At 64.2% G+C, this 11,174-nt stretch carries 10 protein-coding genes and 1 tRNA gene; 3 read left to right on the top strand and 8 right to left on the bottom strand.

Features of this window, described 5'->3' with window-relative positions:
• Positions 1-461: 461 nt before the first annotated feature.
• From CXY82_RS00755 to dnaK, 5 genes are read right to left on the bottom strand one after another with little or no spacing between them, the layout of a single operon-like run.
• Positions 462-1,598, bottom strand: a complete 1,137-nt coding sequence (locus tag CXY82_RS00755; protein WP_104169254.1) for a class I SAM-dependent methyltransferase — start codon at positions 1,596-1,598, stop codon at positions 462-464.
• A gap of 26 nt (positions 1,599-1,624) precedes the next feature.
• A complete protein-coding gene (locus CXY82_RS00750; RefSeq protein ID WP_104099724.1) occupies positions 1,625-2,059 on the bottom strand; it encodes a heat shock protein transcriptional repressor HspR in 435 nt (144 codons plus the stop codon).
• A 2-nt stretch (positions 2,060-2,061) separates the two neighbouring features.
• Positions 2,062-3,069, bottom strand: a complete 1,008-nt coding sequence (locus CXY82_RS00745) for a DnaJ C-terminal domain-containing protein (protein WP_104169253.1) — start codon at positions 3,067-3,069, stop codon at positions 2,062-2,064.
• Complete coding sequence (locus tag CXY82_RS00740; RefSeq protein ID WP_104169252.1) at positions 3,062-3,682, bottom strand: nucleotide exchange factor GrpE; 621 nt, start codon at positions 3,680-3,682, stop codon at positions 3,062-3,064. The genes CXY82_RS00745 and CXY82_RS00740 overlap by 8 nt, the downstream gene beginning before the upstream one ends.
• Positions 3,682-5,550 (bottom strand): molecular chaperone DnaK, encoded by a 1,869-nt coding sequence (gene dnaK, locus CXY82_RS00735; protein ID WP_104169251.1) that lies wholly within the window; start codon positions 5,548-5,550, stop codon positions 3,682-3,684. Before dnaK ends, CXY82_RS00740 begins: the two co-directional genes overlap by 1 nt.
• Positions 5,551-5,737: 187 nt before the next feature.
• Between dnaK and CXY82_RS00730 the strand changes: the two genes are divergently transcribed.
• Entirely contained in the window at positions 5,738-7,066 is a 1,329-nt protein-coding gene (locus CXY82_RS00730; protein ID WP_104169250.1) for an MFS transporter, read from the top strand.
• Here CXY82_RS00730 and CXY82_RS00725 read toward each other — a convergent pair.
• Both CXY82_RS00725 and dcd read right to left on the bottom strand, forming a co-directional pair.
• Positions 7,063-7,584 carry a hypothetical protein gene (locus CXY82_RS00725; protein ID WP_104169249.1) on the bottom strand — a complete coding sequence of 174 codons (522 nt, stop codon included), beginning with the start codon at positions 7,582-7,584 and terminating at the stop codon, positions 7,063-7,065. The genes CXY82_RS00730 and CXY82_RS00725 overlap by 4 nt on opposite strands.
• Positions 7,585-7,627: 43 nt before the next feature.
• Positions 7,628-8,239, bottom strand: a complete 612-nt coding sequence (gene dcd / locus CXY82_RS00720; RefSeq protein WP_104169248.1) for a dCTP deaminase — start codon at positions 8,237-8,239, stop codon at positions 7,628-7,630.
• A gap of 72 nt (positions 8,240-8,311) precedes the next feature.
• Here dcd and CXY82_RS00715 point away from each other — a divergent pair.
• Positions 8,312-8,382 (top strand) — tRNA-Gly (locus CXY82_RS00715).
• 115 nt (positions 8,383-8,497) lie between these two features.
• Here the strand turns inward: CXY82_RS00715 and CXY82_RS00710 are convergent.
• Positions 8,498-9,703 carry a site-specific integrase gene (locus tag CXY82_RS00710; protein ID WP_104169247.1) on the bottom strand — a complete coding sequence of 402 codons (1,206 nt, stop codon included), beginning with the start codon at positions 9,701-9,703 and terminating at the stop codon, positions 8,498-8,500.
• 887 nt (positions 9,704-10,590) lie between these two features.
• Here CXY82_RS00710 and CXY82_RS00700 point away from each other — a divergent pair.
• Positions 10,591-11,154, top strand: coding sequence for an AAA family ATPase (locus tag CXY82_RS00700; RefSeq protein WP_146069006.1), 564 nt, complete (start codon positions 10,591-10,593; stop codon positions 11,152-11,154).
• The last annotated feature ends 20 nt before the right edge of the window (positions 11,155-11,174 follow it).

The following is an 11,174-nucleotide window of genomic DNA, read 5'->3' as shown; positions in this document are numbered from 1 at the left end:
CCCCACGGCCGAGGTTTTTGGCATTTGACATTGTGCACGCTGTTGAGTTCTCAAGGATCGGACGCACTCGACTTCAAGCCCCACGGGCTGTCGCTTCGAGGCAACTTGTATAACGTACCCACCCGACTAGTCCCTGTCAAATAACGGAAAGCAGTCGATTTCGAGTGCACCAGAGCGACTCGAAATAATCTACATACGCGACTTGACGACCAGCCGAAGAAAGATATTATCTTGGTTTGAACTCGAACGCTCCCTAGGCGGGAGGATATTCGAGAAAAAACTAAAATCTTCGTCCCACTTGAGGCCGGGAAGCTCTGCGGCTTTCCGCACCTGTGGGGTGACTAGAGAGACATTACGGTGAATTCTGGGGGTGCGCAACTCCCTCCCGCATCCCGGGCGTGTCGGCTCCGGCGCCCTGGCGCAAGCCCCCAGGTGCGGGCCTCACGGCGGTCCGGCGCGTCTCAGCGTCCGGTCGAGACCGTGACGGTGAACTTGGCGTTCCGACCGACCTGGTGTGTCGGGCCGACCAATCGCGTCAGCGCGGGGCGATAACCGAGGTGGGTGTTCCACACACTCCACAGTTCACCACCGGGCTGCAACACTCGTCCGGCATCATCGAACAGTTTCAGGGCTATGCCGGCATGGACCGACGAGCCGATGTGAAAGGGCGGGTTCAGCACAATCAGTTCGGCCGAGGCATCCGGTTGGCTCTGGAGCGCGTCATCCCGCACGACCGTGACCCGGTCGGCGAGCGCATTGGCCACCATGGTGGCCCGCGCGGAGGCGACGGCCGCGGCCGACTGGTCGGTGGCGGTCACCCGCAGGGCGGGACGGCGTCGGGCGAGGGTGGCGGCGAGCACCCCGGTGCCGCAGCCGAGGTCGATGGCGCTCCGAGCATCCGTTTTCATGCGATCAAGGAACTCAAGCAGGTAGCGCGTCCCGATATCGACGGTCGCGCCGGCAAACGCAGCCCCGTGGGCGCAGATCGTGAGTCCCAGGTCAGCGTGCTCCACACAATTCGGCCAGGTGGACATCGTCGGCTGAGTTGCGGAGACAATCGAGGCCGCTGCCCTGAGTACCCGCGACTTCTGCCGGGCCGACGAGACCTGCAGCTCGCCGAAGTGCCGGCGGAGCACCGCGTTCATGGTCGGCGTCATGTGCTTGATGCGTCCGCCGGCGATCACCACCACATCCGGTGCCGCGAAACGACGGATGGCGTCGGCGAACTCATCGAGCGCCGCCAGACTGCGCGGCAGCTGGATCAGTACCACCCGCGCGTTCGCCAGCAGTTCTTCGCCCAGGATGAAAGAGCGGTAGGAATCGACGAGTCCGGCGTCGGCCGCATTCAGGGCGAGGGCCAACTCCCCGGAGAGGACATCCTGGTGCACCCGGATTCCCCGGGCCCCGGCCAGTGCGGCCGCGCCCAGGGTGAGGGCGCCATAGCGGTCCTCGATCACCACGACCTCGCCGGATCCTGCCTCGGCCAGCACGCCCGCCGCCTCGTCGAGGATCAGGCGGTCGCTCGCATCCACGGCGAAGAGATTGTCCGCTTCCACGTCGGGGAAACGCCGCAGGCGGTCAAAGGAAAAATCAGGCATTGCCTCAGGCTAGCCCGCAGGTGCGGCTACTTCTCGTCGCCGATCGGGCGGGAACCCAGGGGGCGCCAGATCACGATCTGGTTGGACCGGCGCGTGCGCGTACCGGCCCGCATCGAGATGACCTCACCGGCCGAGCCGGCCGCGAAGACGCGGCGGCCCGGACGGTTGAGCAGTTCATCGGCCAGCGCAGACTCCAATTCGCGCAGCCGCGATTCGAGCGTGCGCACGTGGTCCTCGAGGTCAATGATGCGACGGATGCCTTCCAGGCTCACACCCTCGGCACCGAGCTCCGCGATCTCGCGGAGCTTGGCCACATCCCGCATCGAGTACCGGCGAGACCGACCGGGGGTGCGGTCGGGACTCACCAGTCCCAGGCGATCGTATTGGCGCAGCGTTTGCGGGTGCATGCCCGCAAGCTCGGCGGCCATCGAGATTACGAAAACCCGGGTGTTCTCGTCCACCGTCAGTCTCTCGCCTTCGCGAGGAGTTCGTCGCGCGGATTCTCCTTCGGCAGTGCTTCCGCGAAGGCCGCGAGTTTTTCCTCGGCGTCCTTCGACAGATGAGACGGAACGGCAACCTGAACCTCCGCCAGCAGGTCCCCGGTGCCCTTGGGCGTCACGACGCCACGCCCCTTGACGCGCAGCACGCGCCCGCTCGGGGTGCCCGGGGCGATGCGCAGTTTGACCGGCGCTCCGCCCAACGTCGGCACCTCGATAGTGGCGCCGAGCGCGGCCTCGACGAACGTGACCGGCACGGAGACCCGCAGGTTCAGCCCGTCGCGTTCGAAGACCGGGTGCTTGCGCACGTTCACCGTGAGTACGATGTCGCCGGACTCGCCGCCGTCGGGGCTGTGCTGCCCCTGGCCGCGGAGCTTGATCTTCTGCCCGTCGGCCACCCCGGCCGGGATCTTCACCTTGATGGCGCGGCCATCCTGCGTTTGCAGGGTGATCTGGTCACCGTGCGTGGCCGTGATGAAGTCGACCGTTGTCGACGCGATCACGTCGCGGCCGCGAGTCGGCCCGCCGTAGCCGCGGAACCCGCCGCTCGAGGTGCCGAAACCGCCGCCACCCTGACCGCGGCCGAACATGCCGCCGAGGAGGTCGTCGAAACCGCCCCGCTCATAGGAGTAGCCGGGCTGTTGTTGCCGCGCGCCCCCACCGAACATGCCTCCGAAGACATCGTCGAAGCCTCCGGCCTGCCCGCCACCGGGGCGTGGGGCGGTGAAGCGGGCCCCACCGCCCATCGCGCGCACAGCATCGTATTCCTTGCGTTGGGCAGGGTCACCGATCACCGAGTGTGCCTCGCTGATCTCCTTGAACGTCGCCTCGGCCGCAGGGTTGCCCGGATTGGAGTCCGGGTGGTACTTGCGGGCGAGCTTGCGATAGGCCTTCTTCAGCTCGGCCGGGGTGACGTCCTTTGACACACCCAGGACCTTGTAAAAGTCCTTATCGAACCAGTCCTGGCTAGCCATCGCTCGGTACCTGCACGACGACCTTGGCCACGCGCAGGAGCGACGAGCCGAGGAAGTAGCCGGTCTCGATCACGTCACCGACGGTCTCCGACTCGATGCCCGCGGTGGGCAGCTGGAAGATCGCCTCGTGGATGGTCGGATCGAACGGTTCGCCGACCGTGCCAAAGGACTTCACGCCCAGGCGCTCGACGCTCCCCCGCAGTTTTGCGGCGATCGTGCTGAACGCCGAGTCTTCGACCAGGTCGCCGTGCTTCTCAGCGCGGTCGAGATCGTCGAGCACGGGAATCAGGCCCTTGACGACATCCACGGTGACGCGCTCACGCTCGACCTCGCGGTTGGCCTCGGTGCGGCGACGGTAGTTGGCGTACTCCGCGGTGACCCGCTTGAGGTCGGCCAGGTGCTCGCTCGTGGGCTCATCGACTTCCCGCGTGGCGGCATCCAGGATGTCTTGGACCGTCAACTCGTCCTCTTCGATACCCTCGGCGGACACCTCGTCGATGTCCTCGACACTCACACCTTCGGCTTCCGCCTCGGCGTCGGCCCCGGGGGCACCCTCAGTGGATGCCCCCTCGTCAAACGGCTCGTCGCCAGGACGCTTGTTGTCGTCTGCCATTACTTCTTGACCTCGTCTTCGTCGTCGACGACCTCGGCGTCAACCACGTCTTCGTCCGAGCCGGCCGCGTCGGCGGTCGGCTCGGAGTCGGTTGGGGCACCGGCCGCGGCATCCGCCTGGCTGGTCTTGTAGATGGCCTCGCCGAGCTTGCCCTGGCTCTCGTTGAGCTTGTCGAAGGCCGTCTTCACGGCCGCATCGTCGTCGCCGACGAGAGCGGCCTTGAGGGCGTCGACGTCGGCCTGAACCTCGGACTTCACGTCCTCGGGCAGCTTCTCGTCGTTCTCCTTGATCAGCTTCTCGATCGAGTAAGCGAGCTGCTCCGCCGTGTTGCGGGTCTCGGCTGCCTCGCGACGGCGCTTGTCCTCGGCGGCGTGCTCTTCGCCCTCGCGCACCATGCGCTCGATGTCTTCCTTCGCGAGCGAGGATCCGCCCGTGATGGTCATCGACTGTTCCTTGCCGGTGCCCTTGTCTTTGGCAGACACGTGCACGATGCCGTTGGCGTCGAGATCGAAGGTAACCTCAACCTGCGGGATGCCGCGCGGGGCCGGCGCGATGCCGGTCAGCTCGAACGTGCCGAGGTTCTTGTTGTCGCGGGTGAACTCGCGCTCGCCTTGGAAGACCTGGATCGCGACGGACGGCTGGTTGTCGTCGGCTGTGGTGAAGGTCTCGCTGCGCTTGGTCGGGATGGCCGTGTTGCGCTCGATCAGGCGCGTCATGATGCCGCCCTTGGTCTCGATGCCGAGGCTCAGCGGGGTGACGTCGATGAGCAGAACATCTTTGCGCTCACCCTTCAGCACGCCGGCCTGCAGTGCGGCGCCAACGGCGACGACCTCGTCCGGATTGACGCCCTTGTTCGGGTCCTTGCCACCGGTCTCGGCCTTGACGAGCTCGTACACGGCGGGCATGCGGGTGGAGCCACCGACGAGAACGACGTGGGCGATATCTTCCACCTTGACCCCGGCTTCACGGATGACGTCCTGGAACGGCTTCTTCGTGCGGTCGAGCAGGTCTTCGGTCATCTTCTCGAACTGGGCGCGAGTAAGCGTCTCGTCGAGGTTGGCCGGGCCATTCTCGGTCAGGGAGAGGTACGGCAGCTGGATGCTCGTCGACATGCTGCTCGAGAGTTCCTTCTTGGCCTGCTCGGCGGCTTCCTTGAGGCGCTGCTTGGCGATCTTGTCCTTGGAGACGTCGACGCCGGTGGTTTCCTTGAACTTCTTGATCAGGTGATCGACGATGCGCTGATCCCAGTCGTCGCCGCCGAGGCGGTTGTCACCGGCAGTCGACCGCACCTGAATGGTGGAGAAGTCGTCGTCCTTGCCTACCTCGAGGAGGGAGACGTCGAAGGTTCCGCCGCCGAGGTCGAAGACCAGGATGAGCTCGTCTTCCTTGCCACGGTCGAGGCCGTAGGCAAGTGCGGCCGCGGTCGGCTCGTTGATGATACGCAGCACGTTAAGGCCGGAGATCTCGCCGGCCTCCTTGGTGGCCTGGCGCTCGGCATCGTTGAAGTACGCGGGAACGGTGATGACGGCATCCGTCACCTTGTCGCCCAGGTACGCCTCGGCATCGCGCTTGAGCTTGGCCAGGATGCGGGCCGAAACTTCTTGCGGGGTGAACTTCTTGTCGTCGATGGCGACATTCCAGTCGGTGCCCATGTGGCGCTTGACCGACGCGATGGTGCGGTCGACGTTGGTGACGGCCTGGCGCTTGGCGGTCTCGCCGACCAGCACCTCGCCGTCTTTGGTGAAGGCGACGACGGACGGTGTGGTCCGGAAGCCTTCGGCGTTTGCGATGACGGTGGGTTCTCCACCTTCGAGGACGGCCACCACAGAGTTGGTGGTTCCGAGGTCGATGCCTACTGCACGGGCCATGTGTGCGTTCTCCTTTAAAGTATGTTCTCAGCTCGATTTCACAGAGTTGAGTGGTGCTGGCTCAAGTGTGCCAGTGTCCCAAATCTAAAGTCAAGCCACGCACCTGAGAGTTGAGCGTGAACGACTCAACTTTGAGATTTCGTGCAATCGATGGTCTCCGGCCCCCCGCATCCACTAGCCTCAGCGCATGACCGGGATCGCGGAGCAGGGCAGCACGGATGCCCGGGAGCTGCCAGACAAAACGAGCAGACGCCGCGTAGTGGCCTGGAGCTTCTGGGACTGGGGCTCTGCCGCGTTTAATGCGGTGGTCACCACCTTCGTCTTCACCGTCTACATCACGGGCAGCTCGTTCGGCGACAAAGACGTCATTTCCGCCCAGCTCGGCTGGGCCCTCGCTATCGCCGGCTTGCTGGTAGCCGTGCTGGCCCCGATCACCGGACAGCGCTCGGACACCTCCGGGCGGCGCAAGCTGTGGCTCGGCGTCAACACGTTCATCGTGGTGGGCCTCACCGCGGCGATGTTCTTCGTGGAGGCGTCACCGAGCTTCCTGCTGCTCGGCCTCGTTCTGGTGGCCGCCGGCAACGTCTTCTTCGAGTTCGCCAGCGTCAACTACAACGCCATGCTGTCCCAGGTCTCGACCGCGCGCACCATCGGCAGGGTCAGCGGTTTCGGTTGGGGCATGGGCTACATCGGCGGCATCGTGCTGCTGCTCATCGTGTACTTCGGTTTCATCAGCCCCGACGTGGGTCTGTTCGGGGTAACCAGCGAGAACGGCCTCTCGGTGCGGGTCACGATGCTCATCGCGGCCGCCTGGTTCGGCCTGTTCGCCCTGCCGGTGCTGTTCTCGGTTCCCGAATACCGTTCTCCCGCCGCGGTGCGCCGGCCCCGGGTGAGCTTCCTCCGTTCTTACATCGTGCTCGGGCAAGACATCATCCGGCTCTGGAAGACCAGCCGCCAGACGGTGTACTTCCTGATCGCGAGCGCGATCTTCCGCGACGGCCTGGCCGGGGTTTTCACCTTCGGCGGGGTGCTCGCGGCATCCGTCTTCGGATTCTCACCCGGCGAGGTGATCATCTTCGCTATCGCCGCCAATGTCGTGGCGGGCGTGGCCACCATCATCGCCGGCGCGCTTGACGACCGGGTCGGCGCAAAGCCGATCATCGTGACCGCCCTGATCGGCCTGATCGTGTTCGGCAGCATCGTATTCCTGCTGCACGACGGCGGTCAGATCGTGTTCTGGACCGCCGGCCTCGCCTTGACGCTCTTCGTCGGGCCGGCCCAGTCGGCCAGCCGCACCTTCCTGGCACGCCTGATCCCGGCCGGCCGGGAGGGCGAGGTCTTCGGGCTCTACGCCACGACGGGCCGCGCGGTGAGCTTTCTGGCGCCGACCATGTTCGCCCTGATGGTGACGATCTTCGGCGAAACCTATTGGGGCATCCTCGGACTCATGTTGGTTTTGCTCGTGGGGCTGCTTCTCCTGCTGCCGGTGAAGGCCCGCCAGGACCAGATCGGCTAACGGATGCGGGTGGCCTCGTTGTGCTCGACCAGCACCCAGGTGGAACCTTCGTCGTTGGAGACCCAGCCCTCCCAGGCGTAGGCGTCAGGTGTGATCGAGACGAAGTTCCAGCGGATCGGGCGGCCGTCGGTGCCCGTGCCGTCCTGGCGCAGGCCGTTGCGGTGGGGGGTCGCCACGAGGTGGCAGTACTCGCCGGATGCCGGGGCGAAATAGCTGACCCGCCACACGCCGGCGTAGGAATCATAGACTCGCACGGCCGTGGCGACGGTCTCGAAGCCGGTCGGGTGCGAGTCGCTCACGACGACCTCGACGTCTTGCACCGCACGCCCGTCGAGCACGAAGTCGACGATCCAGGTGAATTCGCGCCCGGTCCATTCGCCGGTCGTCTCGTCGAGGCGGGACCCGGTGGCGGCCCAGGCGCCGACCAGCTGGCCGAAGCGGCGCATCCGCCCCGGGTAGTCGGGTGTCGGTCCCGGCGCGACGAGCGCCTCGGCAAAGCTGGGCACGGATGTGGTCATGGGCCGATTTTACCGGGCGCGTGTTGCATGCGTGTGAACCGGGCTACTCGGCTCCGGTGGTCGATCCCGTCGAGGCCTCCCGCACATCCGTGCAGTGGAAGTTCTGGAACGACCGCGACGCGGTCGGCCCGCGCTGGCCCTGGTAGCGGGAGCTGTATTCGCTTGAGCCGTAGGGACGTTCGGCGGGCGAACTCAGCCGGAAGAAGCAGAGCTGACCGATCTTCATGCCGGGCCACAGCTTGATCGGCAGGGTGGCGACGTTGCTCAACTCGAGCGTCACGTGGCCGGTGAAACCGGGATCGATGAAGCCGGCGGTCGAGTGGGTGAGCAGGCCGAGCCGGCCGAGCGAGCTCTTGCCCTCCAGCCGCGCGGCGACGTCGTCGGGCAGGGTGACCTTCTCGTAGGTGGACCCGAGTACGAACTCACCGGGGTGCAGGATGAACGGTTCGCCCGCGGCGGTCTCGATCAACCGGGTCAGATCGGGCTGGTCTTCGGCCGGATCGATATAGGGGTACTTGTGGTTGTCGAAGAGGCGGAAGAAGCCGTCGAGTCGCACGTCGATGCTCGACGGCTGGATCATGTCGGCCTGGTACGGCTCCAGACGGATTCGTTCCGCGTTGATTTCAGCCTTGATTTCGCGATCCGAGAGCAGCACGGTTCCAGCCTAACGGCGCGGACTTGATATGCTGGCACGGTTCCGGTGCGGGCTTGCCTGCGCGACGGATGTGCGGATGTAGTTCAATGGTAGAACTTCAGCTTCCCAAGCTGATAGCGCGGGTTCGATTCCCGTCATCCGCTCCCTTGCATAAGCCCCGGTCATCCGGGGTTTTTGCATTTCTCTGAGCAGTGAATGCGATCACGCTGGTCGATTTCGTGCCCTCCGCGTGCCCTTAGGTCCCGAAGTCGGCTGTCTTCAGGCCGTCTTGGGAGGCCTGTTCATGCCAGTTCTCATGGCCGCGCTCATGCCGTCGGCGATGATCCTTCCACGCTCCTCGGCGGCGTGCTGATACTTCATTGCAGCGGAGGAAGTTGAATGTCCAGCTCGGGCCATCAACTCGCGCACGGTGGCTCCACTCTGTGCGGCGAGGGTGAGTCCGCTGTGCCGGAGGTCGTGGAAGTGGTACTGCCTTAGGTCGGTCGAATCACGGGACTTCTTAAAGGCGTGCTGGAGCTGCGCCCTCGTGAGAGCCTTCCCGTTAGACCGTGTGAAGAGTGGAGCTGCGGGGAGAGCCCTGGGGACCGACGCCAAGTACAGGATCATGGCCTCGACTGTGACAAGCGGCAGGTCCACCGAGCGGGTGTCCTCGGTCTTGGTCGGGGTGACGACCACCCCCGTCCGACGTGTCTGGACTGCCTGCCGAACGACCTTCAGGGTGCCCTTTTCCAGATCGAGATCTGAACGTTGGAGCGCAACGGCTTCACCGAGCCTGAGGTGCGCCCCAAAAGCCAGAGCGATGACTGGCTGCAGGTCGGCTGGGTGGGACTCCAGCAGACGGGTGAAGTCCTCCATGGGCATGAATGGACGCTCTTCGGTGCGCACCATCCCAGCTCCGATGATCTGGCATGGGTTCGAGCCCACCATCCCGTCGGTCTTCGCCGTGTTCATCACTCCCTTCAGGAAGGCGTAGGCCTGGCGCTGCCGGGTCTTTCCAGATGCCACGCGCTCGCCACCGTCTGCACGAGGTCGCGCGGCGCGCTCTGCGAGTTCCTTGCCGAGCGCTGTGTACCAGCCTCTGACCATTGCAGGAGTGATTTGACCCACTGCCCTCTTCCCGATGTTCGGGGCGACGTGGCGCACCAGCAAGTCTTCGTATAGCTCGGTCGTGCGGATGGCCAGCTTGCCTCGACTCCCGCCGTTCTCAATCCACTCCCGGGCATAGATGGTAAGGTGGCGCTCTCCCTTGCGGGGGTCGTGGTACACGCCACGCGCCCGGTCGGACTGGACGTTGGCGATGTGCACGTGTGCCTCCTTGGAGGTCTTGAAGGTGGTCGGACCCGGCATCCGTAGGCCGCCGTCTTCTCTCGGGTATCGCGCCTGCCATCGTTTTGATTTGAGCTGGCGCACGGTCCCGAAGTTTGCTCGTGTCGTCTTGGGATTGTTCATGTCCTTGCCCTCCATGCCTGTTGTTCCTGATAGGTGATACGCCTATCGGGTTGCGAAAACCACGGCTTTCCCCATCGAATGCCAGATTCACCGAGTGGGGGCAGATTGACCCCGGGAGACGGCTGGCTGAGCTCAACAACGCCAAGGTTGCCGAGGAAGCAGAGCCGTCGATGGGGTTACGCCGAGTGAGTCATCAGTCTCCGGAATAGCCCCGAGCGAAGGTGGACCCCACGTAACGAAAAAGTCGAATCAACGCCTTGCGAGTCGTTGTGAGAAGAATCAACAGCAGAAGTGGACCGAACCACCAGTGCGTCCCAACGTTCGTAACCAGTGCCTCGAAGATCATGACCAGGGCGTCCCACCGCCCTTGCCACATCATGTCGCGGAGTTGGAACCAGTCGATCAATTTGCTCCCTCTTCCGTCGGGTGGCCACCTGAGTCATATGTAACATCCACCTCTGACATTTGGTTTGCATCGGCATGGTCCGTATCTAGTTCGCATGTGACCGCCTCCATATGCTGACGACGCGGAACCGCTAGAACTCCGGGCGCTCCCGAACGATGTCGGTCTGTTGGATTCCGTTTCCGACGCGCTGAACTCAGTACCCAGTCCGCGTCGCCCTACAAGACGACTAGGAGCGAATTGTGGACAGCCGGCCACGCCGTCCAGCTGTGAAGAAGCCGCCGTGCCCCTTATGGGGCTATCGGGCCTACCGAGGTCGCCGAGGGCGACCGATACCTTGGCAGTACCTGCAATTTTGAAAGAGGCGCTGCATGGTCGCGAGCATCCACGACATTCTTCCTGAGCTGATCATCTCGAACGTATCGTCGCCGTCGGTGTTGAGACCATGAAAATCGTGAAGTCGACTCCGCCGCTAAAACTAGTCGAGTAGGCGATTCAGATGCTCCGTAGCTTCACCACTAGTGCGGCCTTTCGTGGACTCAGTTCGAGACCCTTCGATGGCACCGGATCTGCTTGCGTGCTCGGCCGTCGGACGGTAATCTACGGCCGCAACGGAAGCGGCAAGACCACATTCTCGGAGGTACTGCGCCTGTCGTCCAGCGGCGCGGATACCGAAGGCGTGACGACGACCGCATCGATCCGCAGCAACAACTCGACTAGCTCAATCCCGCTCGGCGACCGAGAGTTTCCTTGGGCGCTGCTTGTCTACAACCGCTACTACGTCCAAGAGTCGCTTGGCCTCTTCCTGGATGGATCAGGCCGATCGCCAACGATTCTGAAGCTCGGCGCTACCAATGTCTTCGCTGCACGCGATCTTGTGCGCGTGCGTTCATCGCTTACGGCGCTGGGCCAGCGTCGCGAGGGTCTCACGGTCATGAGACGTTCGCTCCTTAGCCAGCGCGAGACTACCGAGAAGGAAGTGAAGAGTGAGGTAATCGCGGCACGGTTACGTCCCCGTGAGTGGTGTGGTTTCCCGCTCTTGAGCGTTGCTTCGTCAATGTAAAGAGCCACCGTGGGATGGTC

The organism is Cryobacterium sp. M23 (assembly GCF_002929655.1).
Lineage (GTDB): Bacteria > Actinomycetota > Actinomycetes > Actinomycetales > Microbacteriaceae > Cryobacterium > Cryobacterium sandaracinum.
This window is presented reverse-complemented; position numbering and strand designations above follow the sequence as displayed.

Coding starts and splice junctions, on each gene's coding strand:
- CXY82_RS00710 (WP_104169247.1), bottom strand. CDS start 9,703: ATGGAGGGCAAGGACATGAACAATCCCAAGACGACACGAGCAAACTTC.
- CXY82_RS00755 (WP_104169254.1), bottom strand. CDS start 1,598: ATGCCTGATTTTTCCTTTGACCGCCTGCGGCGTTTCCCCGACGTGGAA.
- dnaK (WP_104169251.1), bottom strand. CDS start 5,550: ATGGCCCGTGCAGTAGGCATCGACCTCGGAACCACCAACTCTGTGGTG.
- CXY82_RS00745 (WP_104169253.1), bottom strand. CDS start 3,069: ATGGCTAGCCAGGACTGGTTCGATAAGGACTTTTACAAGGTCCTGGGT.
- CXY82_RS00700 (WP_146069006.1), top strand. CDS start 10,591: ATGCTCCGTAGCTTCACCACTAGTGCGGCCTTTCGTGGACTCAGTTCG.
- CXY82_RS00740 (WP_104169252.1), bottom strand. CDS start 3,682: ATGGCAGACGACAACAAGCGTCCTGGCGACGAGCCGTTTGACGAGGGG.
- CXY82_RS00725 (WP_104169249.1), bottom strand. CDS start 7,584: ATGACCACATCCGTGCCCAGCTTTGCCGAGGCGCTCGTCGCGCCGGGA.
- CXY82_RS00730 (WP_104169250.1), top strand. CDS start 5,738: ATGACCGGGATCGCGGAGCAGGGCAGCACGGATGCCCGGGAGCTGCCA.